This is a genomic window from uncultured Aquimarina sp., assembly GCF_947495315.1.
Lineage (GTDB): Bacteria > Bacteroidota > Bacteroidia > Flavobacteriales > Flavobacteriaceae > Aquimarina.
The window spans coordinates 297,966-324,396 of sequence record NZ_CANLYD010000001.1; the positions used below are offsets into that span (position 1 = coordinate 297,966).

General features: G+C 33.9%; 22 protein-coding genes and 1 pseudogene. 4 read left to right on the plus strand and 19 right to left on the minus strand.

The window, feature by feature from the left end:
- Nucleotides 1–80 precede the first annotated feature (80 nt).
- Nucleotides 81–2,363: a fibronectin type III domain-containing protein gene (locus Q0910_RS01345; protein WP_299211516.1), complete on the plus strand. Its 2,283-nt coding sequence runs from the start codon at nt 81–83 to the stop codon at nt 2,361–2,363.
- A 193-nt stretch (nt 2,364–2,556) separates the two neighbouring features.
- Nucleotides 2,557–2,955, plus strand: a complete 399-nt coding sequence (locus tag Q0910_RS01350; protein WP_299211519.1) for a hypothetical protein — start codon at nt 2,557–2,559, stop codon at nt 2,953–2,955.
- Nucleotides 2,956–3,076: 121 nt separating this feature from the next.
- On the opposite strand, the gene Q0910_RS01355 is transcribed toward Q0910_RS01350, so the two are convergent.
- The 7 genes and pseudogenes from Q0910_RS01355 to Q0910_RS01385 all read right to left on the minus strand — a co-directional run bounded on the left by Q0910_RS01355 (nt 3,077) and on the right by Q0910_RS01385 (nt 8,466).
- Nucleotides 3,077–3,580: a MepB family protein gene (locus Q0910_RS01355; protein ID WP_299211522.1), complete on the minus strand. Its 504-nt coding sequence runs from the start codon at nt 3,578–3,580 to the stop codon at nt 3,077–3,079.
- A gap of 40 nt (nt 3,581–3,620) precedes the next feature.
- On the minus strand, nt 3,621–4,832 hold the full coding sequence (locus Q0910_RS01360) for a bifunctional alpha/beta hydrolase/OsmC family protein (protein ID WP_299211524.1): 1,212 nt from the start codon (nt 4,830–4,832) through the stop codon (nt 3,621–3,623).
- 148 nt (nt 4,833–4,980) lie between these two features.
- Nucleotides 4,981–5,439, minus strand: a pseudogene (locus tag Q0910_RS01365) (DUF4386 domain-containing protein).
- Nucleotides 5,440–5,738: 299 nt separating this feature from the next.
- Nucleotides 5,739–6,122: a DUF3037 domain-containing protein gene (locus Q0910_RS01370; RefSeq protein WP_299211527.1), complete on the minus strand. Its 384-nt coding sequence runs from the start codon at nt 6,120–6,122 to the stop codon at nt 5,739–5,741.
- Nucleotides 6,112–6,891: a HipA family kinase gene (locus tag Q0910_RS01375; RefSeq protein WP_299211529.1), complete on the minus strand. Its 780-nt coding sequence runs from the start codon at nt 6,889–6,891 to the stop codon at nt 6,112–6,114. The genes Q0910_RS01370 and Q0910_RS01375 overlap by 11 nt, the downstream gene beginning before the upstream one ends.
- Nucleotides 6,892–7,283: 392 nt before the next feature.
- A complete protein-coding gene (locus tag Q0910_RS01380; RefSeq protein WP_299211532.1) occupies nt 7,284–7,820 on the minus strand; it encodes a hypothetical protein in 537 nt (178 codons plus the stop codon).
- A 97-nt stretch (nt 7,821–7,917) separates the two neighbouring features.
- Nucleotides 7,918–8,466, minus strand: coding sequence for an SRPBCC family protein (locus tag Q0910_RS01385; RefSeq protein ID WP_299211535.1), 549 nt, complete (start codon nt 8,464–8,466; stop codon nt 7,918–7,920).
- Between the two features lie 143 nt (nt 8,467–8,609).
- Here Q0910_RS01385 and Q0910_RS01390 point away from each other — a divergent pair, with 143 nt between their 5' ends.
- Nucleotides 8,610–9,713, plus strand: coding sequence for a helix-turn-helix domain-containing protein (locus Q0910_RS01390; protein WP_299211538.1), 1,104 nt, complete (start codon nt 8,610–8,612; stop codon nt 9,711–9,713).
- Between the two features lie 309 nt (nt 9,714–10,022).
- Here the strand turns inward: Q0910_RS01390 and Q0910_RS01395 are convergent, their stop codons facing one another.
- From Q0910_RS01395 to Q0910_RS01415, 5 genes are all read right to left on the minus strand, one after another.
- A complete protein-coding gene (locus Q0910_RS01395; RefSeq protein WP_299211541.1) occupies nt 10,023–10,703 on the minus strand; it encodes a hypothetical protein in 681 nt (226 codons plus the stop codon).
- Between the two features lie 107 nt (nt 10,704–10,810).
- Nucleotides 10,811–11,686 carry a LytTR family DNA-binding domain-containing protein gene (locus Q0910_RS01400; RefSeq protein WP_299211544.1) on the minus strand — a complete coding sequence of 292 codons (876 nt, stop codon included), beginning with the start codon at nt 11,684–11,686 and terminating at the stop codon, nt 10,811–10,813.
- Between the two features lie 73 nt (nt 11,687–11,759).
- Nucleotides 11,760–12,119, minus strand: coding sequence for a hypothetical protein (locus tag Q0910_RS01405; protein ID WP_299211547.1), 360 nt, complete (start codon nt 12,117–12,119; stop codon nt 11,760–11,762).
- A gap of 96 nt (nt 12,120–12,215) precedes the next feature.
- Nucleotides 12,216–13,184 (minus strand): hypothetical protein, encoded by a 969-nt coding sequence (locus tag Q0910_RS01410; RefSeq protein WP_299211550.1) that lies wholly within the window; start codon nt 13,182–13,184, stop codon nt 12,216–12,218.
- 191 nt (nt 13,185–13,375) lie between these two features.
- Nucleotides 13,376–13,873, minus strand: a complete 498-nt coding sequence (locus tag Q0910_RS01415; RefSeq protein ID WP_299211553.1) for a hypothetical protein — start codon at nt 13,871–13,873, stop codon at nt 13,376–13,378.
- Nucleotides 13,874–14,356: 483 nt separating this feature from the next.
- Here Q0910_RS01415 and Q0910_RS01420 point away from each other — a divergent pair, with 483 nt between their 5' ends.
- Entirely contained in the window at nt 14,357–15,499 is a 1,143-nt protein-coding gene (locus tag Q0910_RS01420; protein WP_299211556.1) for a N(5)-(carboxyethyl)ornithine synthase, read from the plus strand.
- A gap of 455 nt (nt 15,500–15,954) precedes the next feature.
- Here the strand turns inward: Q0910_RS01420 and Q0910_RS01425 are convergent, their stop codons facing one another.
- From Q0910_RS01425 to Q0910_RS01455, 7 genes are all read right to left on the minus strand, one after another.
- Nucleotides 15,955–17,022 (minus strand): cyanophycinase, encoded by a 1,068-nt coding sequence (locus tag Q0910_RS01425; RefSeq protein ID WP_299211559.1) that lies wholly within the window; start codon nt 17,020–17,022, stop codon nt 15,955–15,957.
- Nucleotides 17,023–17,199: 177 nt separating this feature from the next.
- The gene (locus Q0910_RS01430; RefSeq protein WP_299211562.1) at nt 17,200–18,267 is read right to left on the minus strand and encodes a cyanophycinase; all 1,068 of its coding nucleotides are present in this window, start codon (nt 18,265–18,267) and stop codon (nt 17,200–17,202) included.
- 65 nt (nt 18,268–18,332) lie between these two features.
- Complete coding sequence (locus tag Q0910_RS01435; protein ID WP_299211565.1) at nt 18,333–19,721, minus strand: Na+/H+ antiporter NhaC family protein; 1,389 nt, start codon at nt 19,719–19,721, stop codon at nt 18,333–18,335.
- A gap of 20 nt (nt 19,722–19,741) precedes the next feature.
- A complete protein-coding gene (locus Q0910_RS01440; RefSeq protein WP_299211568.1) occupies nt 19,742–20,617 on the minus strand; it encodes a cyanophycinase in 876 nt (291 codons plus the stop codon).
- A gap of 70 nt (nt 20,618–20,687) precedes the next feature.
- A complete protein-coding gene (locus Q0910_RS01445; RefSeq protein ID WP_299211570.1) occupies nt 20,688–21,641 on the minus strand; it encodes an isoaspartyl peptidase/L-asparaginase family protein in 954 nt (317 codons plus the stop codon).
- 116 nt (nt 21,642–21,757) lie between these two features.
- The gene (locus Q0910_RS01450) at nt 21,758–23,107 is read right to left on the minus strand and encodes a RagB/SusD family nutrient uptake outer membrane protein (RefSeq protein ID WP_299211573.1); all 1,350 of its coding nucleotides are present in this window, start codon (nt 23,105–23,107) and stop codon (nt 21,758–21,760) included.
- A gap of 10 nt (nt 23,108–23,117) precedes the next feature.
- Nucleotides 23,118–26,114, minus strand: coding sequence for a TonB-dependent receptor (locus Q0910_RS01455; RefSeq protein WP_299211576.1), 2,997 nt, complete (start codon nt 26,112–26,114; stop codon nt 23,118–23,120).
- Nucleotides 26,115–26,431 lie beyond the last annotated feature (317 nt).

The window sequence follows — 26,431 nt, forward strand, 5'->3', positions numbered from 1 at the left end:
GGAGTTAATTTTTATTCATTTAATGAACTAGTTTTATCAATTATAAACTAACTTTATAAAACCAACTTAATTATATTTTCATGAAAAGAATACTTACCCTTCTTGTAATTCTTATAGGGTTGCAAGTCACAGCCTCTAATGACAAGTATCGACTAACCTTACGAGGAAATCCAGCAACTTCCATAGTAATAGGATGGAATCAAATATCTGGGAGTAATCCCACTGTTTATTACGGAACAACTGATTATGGAACTAATTACAGTAGTTACCCTAATTCTAAGTCCACAGACAGAACGGTTTCCTATAAAAGTATGAATAACACCTTTGCCAGGCTAACTGGATTACAACCTAATACGGCTTATTATTTTGTAGTAAGAGATAGTCAAGGTACCAGTGAACGGTTCTGGTTTAAAACGGCACCTGCTGATAAAAGTAGGCTATCTTTTATAGCAGGAGGTGATTCCAGAAATAATAGAACACCAAGACAGAATGCTAATCGCTTGGTGGCTAAATTAAAACCGCATGCAGTTTTATTTGGTGGAGATATGACCGATAGTGATTCCAGTAGTCAATGGCAAACTTGGTTTAACGATTGGCAGTTAACCATAGCTTCAGATGGTAGAATGTTTCCAATTATCGCAGCACGTGGAAATCATGAAGATAGTAATAATAGTATATATAATCTTTTTGATGTACCATCATCCAGTATATATTATGCTATCACTTTTGGAGACAATCTGGTAAGAACCTATACATTAAACACAGAGATTTCTGTTTCAGGTAATCAAACTACCTGGTTACAAAATGATTTGAATTCAAATGCCAACGTGGTATGGAAAATGGCGCAATACCATAAACCTATGCGTCCACACGTATCCTATAAATCCGAGGGGAATAGCCAATATAGTAACTGGGCTCAATTATTTTATAATAAAGAAGTAAAGCTGGTAATCGAATGCGATGCACATACCGTAAAAACCACCTGGCCGGTAAGACCTTCTACAGGATCAGGAAGTGATGAAGGTTTTGTAAGAGATGATCAAAACGGAACTATATATGCCGGAGAAGGATGTTGGGGAGCACCTTTAAGATCTAATGATGATAATAAAAACTGGACGCGAAACTCTGCAAGGTTTAATCAATTTAAATGGATTTTTATTGACGAGGATAAAATCGAAACAAGAACCATTAAAGTAGATAATGTTTCACAGGTAAGTTCGGTCTCTAATAACAATGTATTTCAGATTCCTTCTAACCTAGATATATGGAACCCTTCTAATGGAAGTGTGGTAACTATCAATAAAGGAACAATTGTTGATCCAGATCCAGATAACGGTAGTATTGAAGTGTCAATTACGAGTGGCAATGATGATGTAGAAGAACGGCAGAATGGTGATGTATATACTAATAGTAGTGATCTGGAACTGGTATATGATGGTCATAGCGATGCAGGAAACCAAACTATAGGATTACGATTTAGATCTTTAGCTTTGCCAAAAGATGTAACAATTACCAGTGCGTATTTACAATTTACAGCAGATGAAAGTAATAGTGCCAATGCAGAATTAGAGATAGCTTTACATAATAGTAGCAATTCTCCTGCCTTTACAACAGCATCGAATAATGTATCAAATAGATCCGTGTTTTCTAATAAAGTAAGTTGGAATCCTTCTTCCTGGTCTAGCGGACAAAATGGCTCAGCACAACGCTCACCTGATCTAAAAGATATAGTTCAGCAGTTAGTTAATAAAAGTTCGTGGGAGTCGGGTAATAATGCTAGTTTTATCATACGAGGGAAAGGAGTAAGCTTAACTAATACATCTGCAAAAAGAGTAGCGGATTCTTACGAAGGAGGTGCAGGCAAAGCGGCAAGGCTTATTATTAATTATACTACAGATGATACTACTCCTGTTGATATTTGTGCAGGGGTTGCTCCTTGGCAAAGTGGTATCAGTTATGCTACAGGAGATAAAGTAACGTATCTAGGTTACTTATACGAACGTACATCATCAGGGTGGTCAAACTTGGGAGCTTGTGGAACATTACGTAGTAATACAGATGTATCCAAAATACAATCACCACCGTTAAAAGAGTTACACAACGGTTTGTTTTTTGTTATATCCCCTAATCCTTTTACGGATCAGATTAGTATCACAACCTCTTTATTCAAAGCTAATAAAAAATATACTGTTAGTGTCTATACGCTTACAGGAAAAGTAGTTCATAAAGAAGATGTTTCTTCTAAATTGAAGAATATGACTATTACGGTTACTCCGAAGATTAGTCAAACCGGAATTTATCTGCTTTCTATTAAAGACGAAAATGGAAAGACCATACAAACCAAAAGATTGGTAAAACAATAAGAAATTGCTTAATTATTTTGGATAAAGAGTTTCAAAAGCGTTTGCAAGATATAAATTAACGGTTTTTACTTTTATATAGTAAAGAATTTCTTTTGAAGAGAATTGTTATATAACATTTTGATAATCATTAGATAAACAATTTTCCAATATTAATTCGGAAATTTAAGTTCTAACTCTTAAAACCATAGTTATTATGAAACTAATGAAGAAAATCATACTATTATTCATACTCTGTTTCTCATTTTCTTGCGAAACGGAAATTGATAGTATAGAAGATAAGACATCAACAATTCAAGAGAAAAGTCAAGTAAGGTTCGATGTTGTGATCAAGTTAGTAGATGAATGGACCGGTCAGGAAATTCCGGCAAGTACATTACCGGGATATGGAGCTACAAATCTACAAACTGGAGCGATTTATTTTGATTCTCGATATGAAGTCGGACTTTTCGAAAGTCTTCCGGTGGGAACATATAGATTTGATGCACGTGATGGTTACTTTGATGGGGCATCTTCTGTCATTGTTGATGTAAGTTCAGAAAATGAAACTCCGGAAGGTTGGATCGAAGTGACTTTACGATATTGGTCAGAATAATAAGACCAGAAGATTTTATATACTTTTCATAATGATAAAAGGGAAGCGTGAGTCCTGTATAGCTTCCCTTTTTGACATGTATTAATATAATGATGGTAAAATATTCAGTTTTTCGGTTGTCTTACTTCTTTGAATACAACTTTTGTGCAAGTTCAATATTTACAGAATGATCAATCCGTAGGAAATAATTCAGTTGCCATTTTTGAGTTCGCTCTGCTTGTTTGTTTTTAGCAGTGTCCCAAGGTGGATATACTCTAAAAGCCCTTTTTCCTTCTTTTTTATTTGTAGTAATAATTCCTTTTTCAATCAACTTGGATTTTGGGAAAACAAATTGCCCAAAATGATCATCGTATTTCACATTCACTATAAAATAATCGATCAAATCTGTTTCTTCAAAGGGTTCAATGGGACCGTTTTTTTTGCGTTTCCAAAAGGTTACAAACTGACCATTTTTTTTTGGTGTTATTTTAGCATTTCTGCAAACAATTTTAAGATCATTTAAATGAAAATTACAGGCTTTATATTCTTTACTTTCGGGCTCTAGACTAATTTTTTTAATCGTTAGAGCACATGGATCAAATACTGATTGTTTTATATCTACAAGTTCTTTAGGAAGATCGTTCAAATGATTTGTGTTAGGAGAATAATATAGCTATAAACTGGCTTTAAATCAATGTAGTAATCACTTGCGTTTCACTATGCAATGTTTTATGAACAGGGCATTTATCTGCAATCTGGAGGATTCTTGTGATTTGTTTTTCATCTAGATCTCCTTCCAGCTTAATTTCTCTTTCGAAAGTATCTATTTTGGCAGTTGGATCTTCACAATTTTCGCAATCTTCCATATGCTTTTTATCATAACTGGTATGTACTTCTACATTTTGTAAATCCCAACCTTTTCTGGCTACATACATTTTAATAGTCATCGCAGTACAAGCTGATAATCCTGCAGATACGAGTTCATACGGAGAAGGTCCGAAATCATGACCGCCCACGTTTTCAGGCTCATCTGCAACCATATAGTGATTTCCTACTTTCATTTGAGTGGTATATCCCTCATCATTTCCTAAACTGGCAACTACATGATGTTGGCTTTTTAGATTAGGTTCTTCGGGAACATCAACATATCTAGATGACCAACCAGCAATTACTTTACCAGCATAGATAGAATCTTCTTTTCTCATTAATAAATGATCTGCTCCATTCAAGGTTACAAAACTTTTAGGATGTTTTGCGGCGTGGTAAATTTCTTCAGCGTTTTTAATACCTACGGTAGTATCCTGTGGAGAATGCATTACTAATATGGCTTTGTTTAAGTTTTTTGCTACTGTCGGTAATGATTTAGTTTCTAGATCATCCAGGAATTGTTTCTTAATGGTGAAATCTCTTCCACTGAGGTTCACTACCGCCTTACCATTTGCTTCAATTTCTTCTAAACCGCTTCGTAATAAATGTTGTACGTGAGTAGGATCAGAAGGAGCACCTATTGTAGCTACAGCTTTTATAGAGTCAATTTCTGCTGCAGCAAATATAGCCGCGGCACCGCCAAGAGAATGTCCAATCAATAGAGAAGGAGCTTGATATTCCTGTGCTAGGAAATCTGCAGCAGCGACCAAATCTTCTACATTTCCTGAGAAATTAGTATCTGCAAAATCACCTTCACTTTCTCCTAAACCCGTAAAATCAAATCGTAATACACCAAACCCTTGAGAAGTGAGTGCACGACTAATATTACGAACTGCCCCCAAGTTTTTATTACACGTAAAACAATGTGCAAAAAGCGCAAAGTTATGTGGATGTTGATCTGCAGGTAATTCTAAGCGTCCGGAAAGTGTTTGACCCTCTGCATTGGTAAAGGTAATTTTAGAAAGACTCATGTGATTGTTGTTTTTCTTAAATGTCGTTTTTTTTGAGCTTTTCTAACTTTTTTATAAGGTTAAAAATGTGTTAAAGAAAAAAATGAAGCATCATCTTACCATCATACTTCATTTGATATGGGGACATTCTTTGCTCAAGTTATAAGCATCACAAACAAATTACAATCTCTCCAATCACAGATGGTATTCCGATATAGGTAGCAAACCCCATATCATAATATCCACCGATAAATTCTATGATATACCCAATACACCCAATCATTAAAAAGATATCAAAAAACCTAGGTAAATTTTTGGATTTATATACAAGATACCCAAAAGGAAATAACCACAGCCCCTAGAATATCTATGCAATCAAAATTCCACTATTATATGAATCCAGCGATAGCATCACTTGAGCCTGGAGCTGTTCAGGGCTAAAAACCTTTAGATATTCTGCTCCACTTATTAAGGTTAGAACATCAAGTTTATGGTTAATATTATACAGAGAAACAGGGATACTGATCAAAGCAAAAGCTACCATCAAAACCGCTTGAGTTTTATCTACATGAGCTAATAATTTGTAAAGGATTGAGGGTAATACTAAAAATGCACTGTAGCATATCAATCCACCCGTGATACTCCATCAGAATAGTATAGCATCATCTATAATATTTTATACTGTGGTTGAAGGATCATCATAAACAATTAATTCCGAAGGAAGGTATAGCAAACTAAACATGCCACTCCACTAATAATGAGAATCAAATATACTCCTGCTAATCTGGCTGTTTTCTTATTGGAAGTCATGATCTGTTTTTATGCAATCGGCGAATGACCCAGACATTTGTTACGGTACTATTAGTAACTTTATATTTTAACTAAAGTTTTTTTAGGAATAGGATTATAAAAAGAAGAATGCAGTTTCTATAACACATAATTATTAAAGAGATTATCTAATTCTTTTTGGGGATCATTACAGATTCCAGAATGTGTTTTAGAACTTTGGATGATTGTACTTCTGCAAGCCGTTAACCATCGGAATCGATCAGATAGCTCTAGTTTGCCAATTGCTCCACCAGCTGGTTCACCCTTACAGATGAGTTCCCAGGATTTTAGGTATTCTTGTATAGATTCTATATTGAATTCACTAGAAAAAGCTTTCAATTTATTTTGGTCAATCAGGTATTTAACTTTCAGGAATTTCTTTCGCTTAGAAAATACAATTACTCCCACATTAAAAAACTCTTCACGCTCCACTTTGGGAACAAATCGGATAATGGCAAATTCAAATGTACATCTATTTGGCATCTTCAGCTTCTTTAACCAGTTCATTAATTTTAGAAAGTCTGGAGTTAATAAACTCTATATATGCAGCTCTCATTTCATCAGGTGTGAGTGATTCTGATTCATGAGTCAACCAATCCTGAGGTACTTTTGATACAATTTCGTTGATTTTTTGCGGGGTCATAAGTTTTTTGATCTCTATAGCGGCTTTTGTCAGATGATTAGCACGTTCTAATAATACGTGATCTTTAATAGCAGGAAACGTTCTACTTAGATGATTTTCCCATTGTTCCCAATTATGGTGAAAGTAAAAACTGGCTCCATGATCGATAAGCCATAACTCATTTTTCCAGTTAAGTAGGTTTGTATTTTTTGCAGTTCGGTCGATATTACTAATAATACTATCTAGTAACACAACTTTAGAGGCAGTAATAGAATCTGCTATAGAAACCAGTGGATCATACATAATTGCACCGGATAAAAAATGTAATCCTAAATTAAGACCCACACTAAATTTAAGCAAGTCTTGGATTTCTTCATCAGGTTCTGTTTTACTAAAAGAATCATCCAGATTCATAAGAACCAATTCAGGAACATTTAACCCTATAGCTCTTGCCAATTCACCACCTATAAATTCTGAGATCAGTACTTTTTTACCTTGACCAGCTCCTCTAAATTTCAGCACATACAGAAACTCATCATCTGCCTTAACAATAGCAGGTAAAGAACCGCCTTCGCGCAAAGGTTGTATATATTGCACCACATCTACGGCTCTAATATTAATTGTGTTCATAGCGCCTAATATAGTAAAAAGTTGAGGCTATTAATGCTGCTTTTAGATAGATTTTCGACTATAAATTGTATTAATTATAGAAAGACTAAATCAAATAATATATGAAGTTATATAAGATCTATAAAAAATTATAATTTATGGATTTGTTATTTCACTATCCAAAATTGTCTTTACGACCCAATCATTAAGATCATATCGATTGTAAAATTTAAAGATTCTGTATCGCTAAGATTATTGATTTTATGATAATTGTATAAATGATTTAAACTCTGCCAATATTTTCTTTGTATTAAAATAGGAAAGTAACTTAATTGGTTTTTTATAATGATTTCGGGTTCTGGTCTCTATATTTATTAAAGTACAGTGCGCAAGAACGCAGAAATAATAATATTTTACTCCTTTTTAATAGATTCTAAATACCAGGTGTAGGATCGTTTTTTTTGCCAGTTTCCATCTATAGAGATATCATAAGAGATGACTGTGAATTTATTACCGTTTAACTTAGAACGATGTCCGTGAATACTTTTGATACCTTCTGGAGAAACAAAATCCTGTATCATTTCAGTTTTATCACCCTTGGTTATGATCATTGGTCCTTTTCCAATAGTGCCATCGACACCATATTGTATTACCATAGCTTGGTTTTTCTCAAAATCCCAATACTGTCTGAACTCCCAGAAAGTTCCTTGTTTTTTTCCTTTAATTAGTCCATATAATGTACCTCTCATACTTTGTTTTCCGATACCCCATTTCCATTCCATACCATATTGATCAAAAGGTTCTTTCTCGCTTTTATATTCTGAATTATCAGTAATCCATATACCTATAGATTGTTTCATGTTTTTAGTAAACCAATCGGGTGTTTTTTGTTGACTATATATGATAGTGGTTAAAATCAAAAAGGGAATACTGGTGATGATTTTTTTCATAATATTAATGGTATTTACTGTTTTTAATTATTTAAATGAGTTACCAAAGCTTCTCCTTTTTTAAAAGGGAAATATCCACAAGAGGTGAATAGAGGGTTCACATTTCGGCAAGCTCTTGCCAATTATCAAGCAAATATTCAGTGTCTTTTTCTGCTTGATCCATGCCCATAGAAAGAAAGTATCCACTTAAAAAAGGGCTATTAAATTCATATGAGAAGTCTAGTAATAAGCGAGTTTGGTAAGGACTTATCGCTTCTACTTTCCAGGATCCTGCTAATGACTTCAGCGGAAAAGGATAATCTTCTCTCTCTGTATTCACTACAAACTGAAATTCTTCTCCTGGTTTCCAGAGTGTACAGGTTTCTTCCCAACTGCTACCATCAGGTGCGCTACATATACGTTTCATGCCCAGTCCGCTTCCTTCTACAATTTCTACGTGACTAATATTTGGTGCAGTTACCTTATGGTAGTTTCCTACATCTGATATCACCGTCCAGACTTTATCTTTTGGTGCTTCAATAATTCGTTCTGCAGTATAATGTTGTTCTCCTTTTGCCTTAGGATATTGGACAAATCCGTAGACCAATAAAAGCACAATATCCAATACTAAGAATAGTGCTAATCCTTTTAAAATTTTGCGTATCATATCTATTTGTTTTGATGTAAATGTACCTAAGAAAAACGCTAAAACCCCTGTAAATAGGGTGCCCTTAATTAATTGAAACACCTTTGTTTTATATTCTTTGTCATAGAGTTTTCCATGTAATTAAGTAGTACTATTTTTATCGTATGAATAGTATAGAATCTTTTGCATTTGTGATAACTTTTTTATTGGGAGGTGTTATTCTGATAGGATGTTTTATTATGTTGATTATCCTAAAAAGTACTTTGTTAAAACTATCTAGATTCTTTTTAGCACTAACTCTTTTTGGTTTAGTTCAGCATTTAGTGACCTATTTATTGTTTACAACACAATTGATCAAACAATGGCCACATGCTTTTGGAGTGGGATATCCTTTTTTACTCTTGGTAGGTCCTTCTTTTTATTTATTTATAAGAAGTTATGGTGAAGCTGAGTTTAAGTTACAATGGTTAGATGTACTTCATATACTACCGTTTGTTGGGATGGTAAGTATGTTTATTCCCAGATATTTTGGTAGTACCGAAGCTAAATTAGAGTTGATTAATTACTATTATGAAGTGCTACCAAACGGAATAGTTTCTTTTTCGGTATGGTTTCAGAATAGTCTGCATCTTTTATTATTACTAGTGTATGCGGTAGTATCCTTTTTGTATGTATACAGAAAGGATAAAAAGAATAGTATTTTATTGAAACGATTCAGCATATTATTGGCAACCTTGGCGATCTTAGAATTGCTAATACAAACAGGTTTTTTGTTATCAGGAGCTCCAGCGATTACTGCAGAAATAGTCTTATCCAGCTTGATGTCAATTACTGTATTATTATTAGGGTATTGGATTGTAGACATCAAACAAGTATTACCAATATTAGAAGGAGGGAAGTATAAAACCTCACCACTTTCTGAAACAAGATCTAACGAAATTCAGAAGCAGATAGAAATGTATTTTGCAGAACAAGAATCCTATTTAAATCCGAATCTAAAAATTGGAGACTTAGCAAAGGATCTCGGTATACCTTCCCATCACATTTCGCAGGTACTAAGCGAACAAATGAATTTGAATTTTTATGAATTAATCAATAGCCATCGGATTACTAAAGCTAAAGAAATGCTACGATCAGGAGCATTGAATAAACTATCTGTGCAAGCAATAGGAGAAGAATGTGGATTCAGTAGTAAAACTAGTTTTTACAGAGCTTTTAAGAAAATGACACGTATGACGCCTACAGAGTTTTTGAAGTATGAAGGATAAAACAACCCTTCGGATTTTGATGAAATCGAAATGTAATAATAAATCAGGAGCTTTATGGAAATAGTAGAATAACATCACGGTTGTTCTACTATTTATTTTTTCATGATTCAGAAGATATTCTAATTAGTTAATCTTTTGTTTTAATTGTAGATTAAAATTTAGGATTGACTAGTTTTTTTTCGTCTTTTAATTCGTCTGATTGAAAATCCATCAAAGTCAAATTTGAAGTCAGAATTTTCAAGTCCTGAATGAATAATATTATCTTTCAGTTCTTTTTTAATTAAAGTAATAGAATTCAATTGCCTAGTATTACTCCGTTTTGATTGGTTCAAATTTTTTCTCAGTTCGTTTTTGCCAATATATCAACAATGGAATCCCAATGACAGAGGGTAAAGCAAATGCCAAATAGGGATTCATTACATCGTATCCTGTAACTATTGTAGAAACAAAGGCTGTCAATGTTGCGATATAACCGCCCATCATATTTCCGATATGAGTAAGATACCAGTGATATGGCTTCTCTGGTTTTTTTACAAATTGATATAGATTGGTATAAGATATCAAAAGACCTCCAATACCAAATCCTATAGACAATAAGGCACCACCTGAGTTGAATCCTCTAGAAATACCATAATACAAGCCTAGACCAATGAATGCTATATTCGCTATTGCATTTAAAATACCCGCAAACCAATCAAACCATTTCGCTGTTTGATCTTTGTGTAATTTCTTTAATTTTAAAATTCTTACACCACAAAACACACTGTAGTAGCTTAAGAAAGCAATCAGAAACAAGAATTTGTTAAAGCGAACTCCAGCAACTATAATCCCAGTGATAAAAACGCCGGTCATTGCATAGAAGTATACTTTACCGGATTTCTTATGCAATTTCTTTCCTTTTGTACTAACTATTGCAAAAAGACCAGATATGAGGGCAATTGTACCTACTAGAATGTGAGCGTATAAAATATTGTTAAAAATCATCTCCATTATTTAGAATTTTGATAAGGCAAAGCTCTAATAAGAAAATTAAAAAAGCTCCCCAATTTGTCGCTTAGTGATTAATGGGACATATTTGTGATGTATGGGAAGTGTTACTACTGTAAATTATTTAAAAAGCTTGAAACTATACTTACTTTAGCTCTGGAAACAGGAATAGTTTCTTTAATTCCTTTCAAGTGAAGTATAAGGTTTCTAGCATTTCCTTCTATTTTAATAATATAATTACCATTCACAATAAAACTGTTGTGAGATCTAAAGAAAATAGTAGAGGGTAACATCGTTTCAATATTCTTTAACCTATTACGGATTAGTTTTTTTTGAATTTGAAGAGAATCCCAAAAAAAGATCTCGACATAATTACCATCAGATTTAACATATACCAAATCTTTAGGACTTAGTTGAAGTTCAATTTCGCCCTTCTCTGATTTTATTAATACAGTCTGTTCTGAAGTTGCCTCATTTTTAGTGTTAGTAAAAAGTTTAGCATTTCTGGATTTTAAAGATTTAGTAAGGGCAGTTGCTTTTTGGAGCTGTATTCTTTGATGTTTATACTGTTCAAATAAAATTGAAATAAGAATTGGAAAAATACTTAGGGCTATTGTAATGGATGCTGTTTTTAAAATTAATGAAAAAAAAGAGGTATTGGGTTTAAGAACAAACAAGGTAAGGGAAATTGCTAGAATTAGAATGATAACAACAAATAGTACCAGCAAAAATTCTTTTCCTATTGTCCATTTATGTTCTGACATGACTTTAGGTAAGAGTTTTTTTAATGTTTTTACAGAAATTACTATTACCAAAGCCACTATTACTGAAACAATCAAGCCACTTATAACCCTATAAGGTGTCCCAAACTCTTGAAAATGAAATGGAGCAAAAACAACTATTATTAAAAACGTAATAACACTTGGAATCAAAATGCTATAGGCGTTGAAGATAAATGGATGAGGTTTTTTAAAAAATATAAACATCTATTGGTGATCTAAAAACTAGCTTTTATTTGTTTTAAAATAGGAAAGCAAAGCCAAAGATATTAGAAAGGTATTAAAAAGGAGCATTTTCGTTTATTTTTGATAAAAGCCACTTAATATCATCTTCCTTGATCTCCTTTATATCCGAAAACTTGATGCGTTTAGCATGTTTACCTTTGCCGCTAAATGTAAGTCTTTCATGATTTATTTCTTCTATATGATGAACGTACAGCATACAAGATTCGTTACTTCCTTCCTGAATTCCGCATAATACATTGTTTTTACCATTTCTGGTATAAAGAGCAAGTTTTACTTTTGCCCCTCCTAGAATATTCTCTTCTATATTATCCATATAGAGTTCAATAATTTCTTTCAGTTTAATGCCCATTTCTTTGGCTTTCGAACTTTTAAACATTTGATTGAAGTCTTCCATTTTAATTATTTAATTATGGTTAGTGTACTTATACTCTAAATATATGAATCAGAGCAATGCAAGTGAGCTTGAACCAATCGATGTATCTCTGTATTTTTATTCAAAGTATTCATATTCATAACTTATTGTAAAAGTCAATTTATCTTCTTCATAAACATCTGCTTTTTCCAATAATCCATTCTTTTTGTAAAAATGCTTGTATAGAAAATGATTATCCAAACTCATACATGGGTCCATGAAATAGGTGTATTTCTCTTTTATAGCTCCGTTTTTATAGTATGCTATTTTTGTTATTAGTTCAGAAATATCTTCACGATTACTAGATTTTATAAAATTGATACTCTTGATTCGAGAAATATTCTTTTCTCTTTTTTCTATTAATCTATGTAATGAATCATAATTGTAAATGATTGTGTTTGTTACAACATCATCTTTGTAATGAGTTTCTTTAGACAGATTATTGTTGTTGTCATATTCGTATTCTTTACGATAGATTTTTAGTTTTTCATATTCCGTTGGTTTAGTGGTTTCGATGATATCAGTTTTAATGATATCAGTTTTAATGATTTCAGTTTTAATGATTTCAGTTTTTACTTTGTCGAAACTTGTCCAGTCTATTGTTCTTGTATTCCGGGCTACATTTTTCTCATTGTTTTGACTTTCGCTTAATTGCTTTACTAGTTGATTTTTATGGTTGAAAAGATTTTTGTACTTATTCTCTCCGTCTTGAATTAGTTGATTGTTTTTGTCATAGACATAGGGTATTGAATCTATTTGAGTAGTATCTATTTTGTCTACCCATAAAGTGAAAATTTTATTATTTTTCTTGTCATAAATATTTCTATAAATAGTTCCTAGTCTTCCCATATTCCATTCTATGGAGTTTCCCTGTCTATCGTATTTTTCCCAAATAACAGTACAGCTAGAATTTGAGCCTGAAAAACAGTGTTTTTCAAAAGATGATTCTACTTTATTTTCGACAATCACATCTTTATCATTTCCGATTTGTGCAGGAACAGATTGGATTAATCCTAGTAATATTATTAATGAAATTTTTATTCTCATTTGTTTTAATGTATACAACGTCAAATATATAAATAGGGGCAAGACAAGTAAGCTTCAACCAATTGATGTATCGCTATATTTTTATTTCTTGATTAATTTATGAAAATTTAGTACCACTACAAAAAGTAAATGACCTTTGGATCTAGCACTAAACTTTGCTCTGATTTTATATATGACTTTATCGGTTTATGTTATTCAATTCTAAGAAGTTTTAGGGTGTAATCAAAGCTATTATCTTCATCGGAGGTTTCATTGGTTTTTAAATATAGTATTCTATAAGTTTCAAAAAGGCCATTGATATTGTAGAGGTTTAAATAAGTGACATTATTTAGTTCTTTGATTTTAATGTTTATAGAATCCTTATTTTTTGAAATTAATTTTGTTGGCGGTTCATTACAGTAGTCGGCTTTTTCTAATACAAAATTGTCGCTAGAGTAAAAACTCCAATTTATTATATTACAATAGTCTCTTTTAAAAATTCTAGCACTATTTAAAACAATTGTATCCTTTTTTGAATAGTCATTATTCGTGTTATCAAAGAACCATTCATTTGTTGCTTCTGATACAAAATCTCGTGATTTAGTAAGAGTTTCTTTGAATATAGATAGAATTTCTTTCTTTGTAGTTTGGTTTTGGGCATTTAAAACTCCAAATATATTTAGAAATAGTATCAGTGCAATTATTCTCATATTCTATTTTTCAGATAACAACAATATCTAATCACTAATATAATAAGTAATGTGTTTCGAACAAAGTGATCATACAACTAGCTAGCTACTTTAAAGAAAACAATACTATTTGAATAGCCTAATTCACTAACTCAAATATAAAATTTTCTTTCTGATGGTAATAGCAGATTGTTGTCAATACTAGTTATAGTTGTTTCTTAGTTACAACCTTTATAGGATGGAGATACTTTTATTATAAATCATTAAGTACAATTAATTAGCGTAACTTGGTCATCACAATTATTTATTCATTCGTATTGATAATGTTATTCACTGATTCTTAGTGAACAAAAAGGCTCATTTTTAGTATCCTTTTTTGATTATTGACACATCTGTGGTCAAATTCATGCCTGATCGCTGGCAAATAATTCTTAATAGCAATTTTATAACATGGCCATACTCATTTCATTAGTGGTGTTTGGTTTCAATTAAAAAGAGAATCATATGATTTTATCAAAGATAGGAGTTATTAGAACTTCAAAAAAAGAGGATGAAAGACGTGTTCCAATTCATCCGGAACATTTAGAAAGACTTCCGGAAAGTATTCGTAGAAAACTTATTTTCGAAAAAGGATATGGCAAACCATTTAATATTGAAGATGAAGAAATTGCCAAACAATCAGGAGGAATAGCCACAAGATCAGAGATATTATCCGATATCGGGTCGGCAATCATTGCTAAACCTGTATTATCAGATCTAGAAGAATTAAAAGCAGGAGGAGTTCTTTGGGGATATCCTCATTGTGCCCAGCAAATGCAGATCACACAAACAGCTATTGATAGAAAGTTAACTTTAATTGCTTTTGAGGATATGTTTGTTTGGAGTCCAAGTGGGAGAATCGGTAGACACACATTCTATAAAAATAATGAAATGGCAGGTTATGCTGCAGTTATACATGCATTACAACTAAAGGGAATAGATGGGCATTATGGAAACCAAAGAAAGGTCATTATTTTTAGTTTTGGAGCGGTTAGTAGAGGAGCTATTTATGCATTAAAAGCACACGGGTTTAGGGATATTACCATCTGTGTTCAAAGACCCGATCACGAAGTGAGAGAGGAAATATTAGATGTAAACTATGTGCGTATCACAAAAGGAGAAGCTAACGAACCCAGGTTAAAAGTTATTGAACATGATGGATCAGAGCGATCTCTTTTGGATTTGATCAGCGAATCAGAAATAATTGTTAATGGTATCTACCAGGATACGGATCATCCTATCAATTTTGTTATTGAAGAAGAAAAATCCAGACTAAAACCAGGAACCTTGATTATAGATGTAAGTTGTGACGAAGGCATGGGTTTTTATTTTGCTAAGCCTACCACTTTTAAAAAACCAATACTATTTATAGATGGTATAGATTATTATGCAGTAGATCATACACCTAGTTATTTCTGGGAAAGTGCTTCCAGAGCTATCTCTGCAGCATTAATAGTACACTTAGAGTCGGTGATCGCCGGTCCGTTAAGTTGGGAGCAAAATGCTACAATCAAAAATGCAATAAATATTGATAAAGGAGTAGTGGTAAAAGAGGCTATTCTTAGGTTTCAGAACCGTGAAACCGACTATCCTCATGTAGTGAGTTAGAAAATATAGTAGGTTCGAGATATTATTGATAATGTTCTTCAGAACTTAACTTTCGTGTTGATGATCTAATCGAAGAGTTCTACAAAAAAGAGCAAAGGAATTAACCAAACTTAAAAAGAATACCTTTTTAAGTTTGGTTAATTATATAGATTTAGTTGATTATAATTCTAATAAATTTGAAAATGATCAAAATAATAAATAGTAAATATTTTCGAAATTCCCTCATTTGTTCATCCAACTCTAATCTATAAAGCTCTGGTAATGGATAAAGTATTGATATTCAATATTATAATAATGCCGCTTGGTTGATTTATTGATTAAAAATCAACAATCAGACATATGTTTTCTAATCCATTATCAACGCTAAAATTATTGTTCATTAGTCCACGCATTCCAAACTTTTTTGTGTCAATAAATACTAAATGTATGCTAGGTTTGACTAAAAATTAAAAGAGTTAGTAAGAAATTTTTAATCTTCCTCGATCTACATAGAAGAATTGCCAATCTCCTCCAGAACCATTATCCCAAGTATCTAACCAAAAATAATTGCTTCCGGAAGCGTTTCCAGATACTTTGTAAACTTCTACGGCTCTTCGATTTCTATACCAATCTAAAGATTGTCTCGATACGCATCTTTCAGGAGCCGAACCATATTGGTTAAGAAAAAAGGCATATCCTACCCCAAAAACTCTGGCTTTTCCGTTTTCGTCAATACAGACAGCAGTCCTCTCATCAATACCAATTCCTTTTCCGCGAATTCCCCAATCTTTATTGATACGAGCTAAAAAGGTGACATGACGTCCTCTTCTATCAGGATTATCATAATGGGTATCAGTGATTACATCTCTTAAGAACGGATTATCGATAAAATTATGTTTTTGTAATGTCAGATAAGAGTCATAAGGATTTCGTAATGCTTCTCGAGAAGTTATGGTCCCATTAGATGCGTCAAAGTAAATCCCGCCTTGAATTGCGCATCCTGCGCTAGTACCTCCAATAAGAACTTTTTTAGTATTTCTTAGATAGTTTAAAGCACTTTCTACTTTAGTGTCTTTCCAATAACTTACATAGTCATATTGATCTCCTCCAGCAATAAAAACCGCTTCGGCATTACGGATGGTTGTTTCTACATCCGTATTGTTTGCCTTGGTTCTGGAGTTAATCAGCAGGGTTTCTACTGAATTTACTGTGCCTAGATCAAAAAGGTATTGATTATAAGCGTCTGTACCGCTAGCACGCAACACTACAATATCACCACCTCCTGATTTATTGATCATCCATACCATTGCTTCATCCACATCCGTGCTTCCTCCCATTAATAAGGTGCCAGCGGAGGTTTGTGGTGTTACATCGGTAGGATCCCCAACGATTCCAATGGAAGCAGAAGAGAGTTTTACTTGCAATGGATCCTTAGTTATACTCGAATTGTCAGGATTATTTGTTATATCTTCTTTTTCGCAGGAAGAGATTGCTAGACAGTATACAATAAAGAAGAGTAAAGAAATCTTTGATAGTTTTTTCATTTTGAATTGTGTTAAATTATTAATAAATCAAGTTTGTTCTAATAAATAACATTCATTTACTCATGTATACAGATTCTGGTCACTTCTTTATCTTTCTTTGTTCAATCTGCTGTTGGCCGCTACATATATTAAATAATGTTTAAAATCATATAGTTATCGTATTATCTGTAATTGTATTTAATCGATTAAAGCACCGTTATCTACATACCAATTCTCCCAAGTGCCGCCAGTACCTGTTGTCCAATCATTTAAATCAAAAGTAGCATTACCATCTTCAGTACCTTTTATATGGTACACGCTAATAGCGTTGCCATCAAGATTCCAGGTAAGAGGAGTATTTGGAGCACAATTCTCTGGTTCCACTGTGATTAATTCTGGATTTACCTGAATAAAGTATGCGTTATCATCATAATCAGGATATTGTCCATACACGCTTGCAATTCCATTATCGTCAATACATATGGCTGTGTTTTCGTCACAAGCGATTCCTTTTATCTGTACACCAGAATCTTTTAAAACTCTTGCCATAAAAGTGACTTGTCGCCCTTTTCTGTCTGGATTATCATAATGGGTATCCGTGATTACATTGGACAGGAATTCATTTTTTATGAAATCATCCGATTCTACAGTTACATCCGTATCATATGGATTGTTTAGTGCCGTTGATGAGGTAACGGTACCATTTTTCGCAGAAAAGTAGTATCCTCCTTGAATCGCCATCCCAGCACTGGTACCTCCAATAACAATATTTCTATTGCTAATAGCATCATTGATAAGCGTTGCTATAGGGGTGTTTCTCCAATAAGAAATATAATCCCATTGATCTCCTCCAGCAAACCAGATAGCTTCTGCATTTTTTATCTTTTGGTGTATATAATCTTCGGTACTCGCTTCTGCATTTTTAACGACAATCGTCTCTACAGAATTCAGGGTAACCCCAAGTTCTGAGAAAAAGTATGAATTATAGCCGTCTCCACCGGTTGCTCTTAATACAAGAACATCACCACCATTTGCTCTCTCCAGAAACCATTTCATAGCTTGATCATTCTCTGTTGATCCACCCATAAGACAAACTCCACCATCGGGGCTGGTAACAAGGTCTGTTGATTTTCCTGTTAAAAAAGAAGTAAATGACTGGCTTACCGGAGGATTATTATCCTCATCAACCTGTATGGGATTTGGATTTTCATCACTAGAGGAACAAGCGTACAAAGCAACAGATAGTAATATGATTAATTTTTTCATTTGATTTTTTTTCTAGTTATTAATAAATACTATTTCTTTTTTATAAATTGATGACAGCTATCACATTACCACTCAAACAAAAACAACGGCGGTAATATCAGTATCATGCCTGTTAAACATAAAATCAACACAATGGGGAACGCCCATTTTAGCCACACATTAAATGGAATTTTTGCAATAGATAATGCACCCATAGTCACTCCGCTCGTGGGTACAATCATGTTAGTCAGACCGTCTCCTATCTGAAAAGTGAGTACGGATACCTGACGACTAATCCCTAAAAGATCACTTAGTGGAGCAATGATGGGCATGGTCAATGCGGCCTGACCTGATCCCGATGGGATAAAGAAATTAAGACTACTTTGGAATAACAACATCAACTCTGCAGAAACAAACTTAGGCGTTCCTTCTGCAAGAACAGCTACAGAATTTAGCAAGGTATCTATGATCTTGCCGTCCTGAGCGATGACCAATAATCCTTTTGCCAAACCAATAACCAAAGCTGCTGTCATCATTTCTTTGGCACCTTCTACAAATGCGCTAATTGTTGTAGAGACTTTCATCCTGTAAATAATGGCCGCAATAATACCTAATGCAATAAACAAACCTGCAATTTCATTAATATACCAACTGTATTTATTAACACCATAGATTAATATAATAATAGCTCCTAATAGTGTCAATAATATTATTCTTCTTCGAGCTGTTAAATCTGGTATTTCGTGATTGTTTTCTTTTTGGATTTGATGTGCCGCAGTTCCGTATAATAAACTCTTTTCAGGATTTTTATCAATACGTTTGGCATACCTGGAAATTGCTATGCAAGCGATAGTTGTTAGAATGAACCAAACCACTAAGCGATATTCCATTCCACTAAAAATAGGAACCTGAGCAATACCTTGAGCAATACCGATCGTAAACGGATTGGTAAATGCACCTGCAAAACCGACTCCTGTCCCTATTATAGGAATCGCGGCACCTACAATGGCATCATACCCAAGTGCTTTTGATAGAGGGATGGTAATAAGGATGAACACTAAAATTTCTTCGCTCATACCAAAGGTTGCCCCCGCAAGTGAAAACAAAGCGGTAATACCGGGGACAATAAAGTTTTTATATTGGGGGTTGTTACGGCTTATTTTTATGATACTAAACAAGCCTGCATTGATAGCTCCTGTCCGGTTCAAGATGGAAAAAGCACCTCCAACAAGAAAAACAAAAGCAATTACAAAAGATGCCGAGGCAAATCCTTTAATTGGTGCAGTTAAAAAAGCTCCTAATCCTTGCGGTTGTGAGTCGATTGATTTGTATGAATTCGCTATAATTACCTCTTTGCCATCTATAATTTCCTTGTCAAATTCCCCTGCGGGAATAAGCCATGTGAGTACTATAAATAGAAGGCTTATGCAAAGTATAATCGTTATAGTATCTGGAAATTTTTTAAATATTTTCATTCTTTTAATACTTAGCGTGTTTATAAACCAAAGGTGGAGCCTGGTAATTTTACACTGAGCTCTAAGTGATCACCTCCTAAGAGACCATTGTGTTTTTCTATTGTATTGTTTGGGTTTTTTAATATAATTACTTGCGAGACTCCAACGACCCGAACTTGTTTACCTTCTACCACAATTGCAGTAGACTCATCGATACCAATCGCTATTTGGTATGGGTTTTCTAGTGCTGTGCTTATTAGTCGATTCATTCGCATTCGTTTAATAAAATGTTGATCTATAATTGTGTTCTTGAGAAAACCCATGCCTTTTGTTATTTCGATGTTATCAGCTTCAATAGTTTTAAAATCTCCTGTGTATTCCGGGTGTTTATGTTCTATGCCTGTTATCATTTTATCGCCCATTATGGCTGCGCCCGCGCTAGTTCCTGCAATGGTTGCACCATTTTGATATGCTTCGTGCACGGCTGTATACAGAGGTGTGTTTATAATACTATTCATAAATCTTGTTTGATCGCCTCCTGGTATATATATCAAGCCTGCTTTTTTTATGATTTCAATCCATGTTGACTGCTCTTCTCCTTTTTTGAAATTAAAACCTTTAACCTGTGTTGCTTTAATACCTAGATCTGTAAATTGTTTTCTGGCATAAAATATAGCTGAATCAGGTTCTTGACTTGCCATAGGGAGAATTACTGCATAGTGTTCTTTATCTAACTTACTTATATGGATAAGTTCTTGTACCAATTCTTTAGGGCGTTTACCTCCTCCGATAATAAATAGCTTTCCTTTTGCGATAACAGGATCTTCTTTTTGATTAGCTGATGTTGTAACAGAAGAACTTTCAGTATTACAAGATGCAGTTAGGATTATCAAAAAAAGTATATATATACTTTTCATAGTTTTCATAGTTTAATGACTTGATTTTTAGAAAACGAGCATAGCCAACAACTATGCTCGTTTTTATCTATCAAAATTTTTCATCTTCTTCCCAAATAAATACTTTTCGTTCATCTGTGCTCTCATTAATAGAACCTCTATACATTCCTTCAGAATTATAAGGCATGGATATATTTCCAAGATGATCTATGGCAATAAGCCCACCTTCGCCGCCTAGTTTTCCTTGATGGTCATGAATTGCTTTTTTAGTAGCTTCTTCTAATGATAAGCCATCATATTCCATAAGATTAGACACTAGAGATGCAACGGTAGCTCTTATAAAATATTCTCCTATACCGGTACAAGAAACCGCACAAGTGTTATTATGAGCATAGGTGCCACATCCTATAATTGCTGTATCTCCTATCCGCCCATCCAACTTATTAGTCATACCACCGGTGGAGGTAGCGGCAGCAAGATTACCTTGTGCGTCCAATGCTACAGCTCCTACGGTACCCATCTTTAAATTAGAATGATCCAGAAAAGTAGCCGTTCCCGATAATTTCTTAGCTAGTATCCATTGATTTTCCCTAAAAACAGTATCAAAATACTTGTTATCTACTAGTTCATGTCCTAGTTCATCTGCCAGTTGATCCGCATGTTCTCCAGATATCATCACGATATCATCTCTCTTAAGTAATGTCTTGGCAAACTCGATTGGATTCTTAATACGGCGGGTATTGGCTAAGGCACCCGCTTTTAGTGTTGCTCCATCCATGATAGAGGCTTCCAAAAGATGCTGACCACTTCTAGAGTATACAGCTCCTTGACCAGCATTAAAATGTTTACTGTCTTCCAGACATACTACTGCAGCACATACCGCATCTACAGCAGATCCTCCGCTAGATAATATTTCTTCTCCTGCAGACAAACTAGCATGAATATCTTCTGTAATTAATTTCTTTTCTGAGTCAGAAAGGTTTTCTTTAGTAATAACACCTGCACCAGCGTGAACGCACAAAGTATATGTGGGTTTCTTTGACATATTTATATATTATTTTTAATCTTAATATTCTGAGTTTGCAGTACTCTTTTCTGTTTTTATTTATTTGGTTTTTTAAAGCTGCCGTATTCATTTAAAAAAATTATGAGCCGGGATTATTAGTAACCTGGATTCTGAACAATACTACCATTAGAAATAGTAATCTCTCTTTGTGGAATCGGATACACGGTTCTAAAAGATGCTATTCCAAGAATGGATTCTGCTTGTCCTAATCGCACGATATCAAACCAACGATGTCCTTCAAAAGCAAGTTCTCTGGAGCGTTCTTCTAATAAAACGTCTACAAAACTATCAAAATCAGGTACATCTATAGCTTCTATGGGTTGCGAAGATAAAGAACGGGTTCGCACTACATTCAGATCTTCTAAGGCATTTGTTAAATCTTCAGGAGTTAATCTTGCACGTGCTTCTGCTCTGATCAAATACATTTCAGAAAGTTTTAAAAGAATTGCATTTCCTTCCAGATCCGTATTGCTGGTTCCATATTTATCCACAAATACAATTCTACCATCATCAAAGTATCTAAAACTTCTAGGATCATTATCGGCATCCATTACATCAAAAAAATCTGAAAAATTAGCAGATACTTCAGGAGGAGAAGCTGATAATAAACTTGTTAAATTATTACCATCGGTTGCTAAAAATTGTAATTCGAAAATCGCTTCTAAAGATTGCTCTTCGTCATAAATATCATTGTAATCTGTATTTAATTCATAATCATTATTGTTGATTACATCCGTTGCGAGTTGTTCAGCCATCATATAATCTCCTTGATATAGATACACTCTTGCCAATAATGCTTCCGCTGTACCTCTGGAAACCAAAAGTTTATTATCATCAAAACCTAATAAATCTATAGCATCATTTAAGTCTGATATGATTTGATCATAAGAAGCGGCTACAGAAGAACGTTCAACAGTTAAAGCGGTCTCAGAATCCAGAAAATAGGTAGATATCGGAACACCAAAATCAGAACTAGTATCGGTAAATTGACCAAACTGCCGTAGCGCATCAAAAGTTCCTAATGCTCTAAAAAACAAAGCGGCACCTTCTGATTCAGGATCCTCTAAGTCTAATTCTACGATTTTATCTAGTATTAGATTACTGGCATTGACCGTGGCATATACGTCTACCCAATTACTTTCTAAGTAGGTGCTTGAAGTAGGAACAATAGCATTGTCTAATTGTGCGTAACTTTCTTGAAACCCTGTAGCGTCTGCAATACCGCCGGTTAACGCTTGTGCCAATATGAACTCACCACCGTAATAAGAACCACTCTGTAGTACGTCATATAATCCTGTTACTGCAGAACGCAACGATATAATATCCGTAATAGCTTCTGTTGTGCGTATTTCATCATCTAGTTCTACTTCAAGTACTTCCTCACAGCTAAATAAAAGTACTATCATCAGAGATAGTAAGGGTATATAATTGATTATTTTTTTCATAATAGATGTATTAAAATGTTGTGTTCAATCCAATTGTAATTGTTCTTGCCTGACCTAAAGTTCCAAAATCTTCTCCTTGAGAAATATTTAGATCCTGTTGATTAGATGTATTGGTAGATACTTCTGGATCGAATCCCAGATAATCAGTAATAGTAAATAAGTTTTGTCCTTGAATATAGAACGAAAGGTTTTTAAGTCCTAAAGATTTAATTGTATCATCAGGCAGTGAATATCCCAGACGTAATGTTTTTAGTCTAATGAAATCGCCATCTTCTAAGAATTGAGTGCTAAATCTTTGTAATTGTCCCGTTTCAGTAGAGGGCCTTGGTACATCCGTAACCTGACCTGGTTCACGCCAATAGTTGTTGTAAACCCTTTCGCTAATGTTACCATAAGGGATTCCACTTCGGGTAAAACCAAAATTCTCATACGCATGACGACTTTGATTAAAAATCTTATTCCCTCCGGAAAATTGGAAATTAGCGGTAAGAGATATTCCTTTATAAGATACGGTGTTTACCCATCCTCCAAAATAATCCGGTAATGCGCTACCTACTACCTGGCGATCATCAAAATCTATATTCCCGTCTTGATTAATATCTTCAAATAAAGCATCTCCATTTTGAGGGTCTACACCTAAGTATTTTATTAAATATAGTGTACTTACGGATTCTCCTTCTTGTAGGATATGATTACGGCCAATGATCTCTCCATTATTCAACAATTTTTTGATTTTATTAGTAATGAAGGAAATATTAGCTCCTGTAGTCCATTTAAAATTTTTACCATCGATTACATTGGCGTTTATACTAAATTCTAATCCTTTGTTTTCGATTTCTCCTATATTCTGAAATACAGAACTAAATCCTGTCAGTCCAGATACATCCGCGCTTAGTAATAAATCTTCTGTTTGTTTTTCGAAATAATCGGCAGTCAGGCTTATGCGCTCTTTTAAAAGTCCAAAATCAAGCCCTAGATTTACTTGTTTTGTTCGTTCCCAACCAAGATCAGGATTTTCTAATCGATTTGGTGAGATTCCTGGAATGCCATCATAATCTGCATTTAATGTATAGGTCCCAATCCAGTTGGAGGAGATTTCTTGATTTCCAGTAATTCCATAACTAGCTCTTAACTTGAAATTGGATATAGTTTCTACATCAAAAAAGGCTTCTTTATTTATTCTCCATGCTATAGAGCCAGATGGGAAATAACCGTACTGATTGTTTTCTCCAAAGCGTGATGATCCATCAGCTCTTAAGGTAAAAGATAAAATATACCTATTGTCGTACCCATAATTAGCTCTACCAAAAAAGGATTGTAAGCCAAACTGATTTTTTCCTGTAGAACTTCCTGTGATGGTTCCTGCGGCAGAAATACTGGTGGTATTATTAGTAGCAAATCCTACACCTGATTGCTCTGAAAACTGAGCATCTGTTCCCTGCATCGTCCAACCTCCGGTTAAACCAATGTTATGGGTTTCTCCTAATAGTTTATTATAATTCAGGGTGTTTTCTAGTTGCCAGGTCGTTTCTTCAAAAGTAGCAAATGCTGCTTCTCCTTCGGGAGCATTGTTAGACCCAACAGGAACAAAAGATTCTTCTACAAAATTAGAATACTCTACAGAAAAGGAAGACCGAAATTTTAAGTCTTTAATAATCTTATGTTCAAAAAATATAGAAGATTGTAAACGAGTACTTACAGATTCATTTTTATATTCTTCTGCTATATATACAGGATTTTCTAATGGCCACCAGGTATTAAAATCAAAGGGATTGGTATAGTCTCCATTAGCATCGCGAATCGGAGCCGTAGGATCCCAACCTTGGGCATTAATAATAACCCCATACTCGTCATTTTCATTAATGGTTCGCTGATGATTACCTCTACTTACAAAAATTGTGGATCCTATTTTGGTTCTATCGCTCGCGTTATGGTCGAGGTTTAGTCTACCACTTAAACGTTTAAATCCTTGTCCTAGCTGTATCCCTTCTTGATCATAGTAATTACCACTAATGTAGAACCTAGTTTTTTGGTTACCACCACGTGCACTTATATCTAAGTTTTGGGTAATCCCTGTTCTAAGAATTTCATCATAAATATTAGTGTTTACACCATTAGAAGTATCGATTCCTCCAAAAAAATCCGATCCTAACCCATCAAATTCTGCCGCTGTATTAAAAAACTCTTTGAATCTAACACTATCCACTAAATCAGGAGTATCGGTAATTTCAGAAAAACCAGCATAGTATCCAATGTCAAATGTTGTCTTTCCTGTTGCTCCTCGTTTCGTAGTGATCAAAATAACACCATTGGCTCCTCTTGAACCATAAATAGATGCAGAAGCAGCATCTTTTAAAATGGTGATAGATTCTATATCATTAGGGTTAATATCTGCAAAAGGATTCGCCGGTTGAATATTATTGTTTAACGCAGAATTGTTCCTAGAAACAAGTGGTACGCCATCAATAATAAATAAAGGCTGACTACTTGCTGATATAGAAGAAATACCACGAATATTAATATTAACTGCAGATCCTGGAGTGGCAGAGGAGGAGGATATATTTACTCCAGGTGTTTGTCCCTGAAGTGCATTTTCGAAACTTGAAGAAGGTATTTTAGAGATGTCCTCTGTTTTAATGGTTTGTATACTGGTACTAATATTCCTTTTAGCCTGTGTACCATATCCTACAATTACAATTTCATCTAGTGCTTCACCAGTTTTTAAAATGATTGTATAGTTTGTCTGATCACTTAAGGCTAAAGTAAATGTTTCGTAGCCTATATAAGAAACCTTAATATTATTGGTGCCTTCTGGGATTTCTAATGAAAATAGGCCATCAAAATCTGCAACTGCACCAATATTGGTGTTTGGAACTATAATACTAGCTCCGATTAATGGTTGTTTATCTTCAGTTAAAACCGTTCCGGTAATAACTCTTTGAGCAAAAATAGTAGAGCTCAAAGTACAAAGCATAAATAAAATAACTAACTGACTAGTTAACTTCATATCTAAATGTTTTTGTTAATAAAAAAAGAATTTAAGCTGAAAAGCTTACCCAGATAGCGAACAGAAAGATGCTACTGGTTAAAAAAGATATAGGAAGTGTCTAGCAATCAAAAATTGGTTGAAGCCCTCTTAATGTAAGAGATTTTGTGTAAAAATTGATTCGAAACTGATGTAATAATTTCATCTTAAGATATGATATAATATGAATCAGTAAATGTGGTTAAACGTATGAAAGCTACGTAAATGATCAAATAAACTCGAAAGAGCAAGTGTAAAGAAGGTGAAAAAGAATTCTAGCAATCAAAAATAGGTTGTAA

Bases quoted from the DNA above. Each gene is read 5' to 3' on its own strand.
- Q0910_RS01375 (WP_299211529.1), bottom strand. From the start codon at position 6,891: ATGAACACAATTAATATTAGAGCCGTAGATGTGGTGCAATATATACAA.
- Q0910_RS01385 (WP_299211535.1), bottom strand. From the start codon at position 8,466: ATGATACGCAAAATTTTAAAAGGATTAGCACTATTCTTAGTATTGGAT.
- Q0910_RS01435 (WP_299211565.1), bottom strand. From the start codon at position 19,721: ATGAAAATATTTAAAAAATTTCCAGATACTATAACGATTATACTTTGC.
- Q0910_RS01450 (WP_299211573.1), bottom strand. From the start codon at position 23,107: ATGAAAAAAATAATCAATTATATACCCTTACTATCTCTGATGATAGTA.
- Q0910_RS01415 (WP_299211553.1), bottom strand. From the start codon at position 13,873: ATGAGAATAATTGCACTGATACTATTTCTAAATATATTTGGAGTTTTA.
- Q0910_RS01455 (WP_299211576.1), bottom strand. From the start codon at position 26,114: ATGAAGTTAACTAGTCAGTTAGTTATTTTATTTATGCTTTGTACTTTG.
- Q0910_RS01395 (WP_299211541.1), bottom strand. From the start codon at position 10,703: ATGGAGATGATTTTTAACAATATTTTATACGCTCACATTCTAGTAGGT.
- Q0910_RS01430 (WP_299211562.1), bottom strand. From the start codon at position 18,267: ATGAAAAAATTAATCATATTACTATCTGTTGCTTTGTACGCTTGTTCC.
- Q0910_RS01405 (WP_299211547.1), bottom strand. From the start codon at position 12,119: ATGGAAGACTTCAATCAAATGTTTAAAAGTTCGAAAGCCAAAGAAATG.
- Q0910_RS01440 (WP_299211568.1), bottom strand. From the start codon at position 20,617: ATGAAAAGTATATATATACTTTTTTTGATAATCCTAACTGCATCTTGT.
- Q0910_RS01410 (WP_299211550.1), bottom strand. From the start codon at position 13,184: ATGAGAATAAAAATTTCATTAATAATATTACTAGGATTAATCCAATCT.
- Q0910_RS01390 (WP_299211538.1), top strand. From the start codon at position 8,610: ATGAATAGTATAGAATCTTTTGCATTTGTGATAACTTTTTTATTGGGA.
- Q0910_RS01425 (WP_299211559.1), bottom strand. From the start codon at position 17,022: ATGAAAAAACTATCAAAGATTTCTTTACTCTTCTTTATTGTATACTGT.
- Q0910_RS01345 (WP_299211516.1), top strand. From the start codon at position 81: ATGAAAAGAATACTTACCCTTCTTGTAATTCTTATAGGGTTGCAAGTC.
- Q0910_RS01445 (WP_299211570.1), bottom strand. From the start codon at position 21,641: ATGTCAAAGAAACCCACATATACTTTGTGCGTTCACGCTGGTGCAGGT.
- Q0910_RS01420 (WP_299211556.1), top strand. From the start codon at position 14,357: ATGATTTTATCAAAGATAGGAGTTATTAGAACTTCAAAAAAAGAGGAT.
- Q0910_RS01380 (WP_299211532.1), bottom strand. From the start codon at position 7,820: ATGAAAAAAATCATCACCAGTATTCCCTTTTTGATTTTAACCACTATC.
- Q0910_RS01360 (WP_299211524.1), bottom strand. From the start codon at position 4,832: ATGAGTCTTTCTAAAATTACCTTTACCAATGCAGAGGGTCAAACACTT.
- Q0910_RS01400 (WP_299211544.1), bottom strand. From the start codon at position 11,686: ATGTTTATATTTTTTAAAAAACCTCATCCATTTATCTTCAACGCCTAT.
- Q0910_RS01350 (WP_299211519.1), top strand. From the start codon at position 2,557: ATGAAACTAATGAAGAAAATCATACTATTATTCATACTCTGTTTCTCA.
- Q0910_RS01370 (WP_299211527.1), bottom strand. From the start codon at position 6,122: ATGCCAAATAGATGTACATTTGAATTTGCCATTATCCGATTTGTTCCC.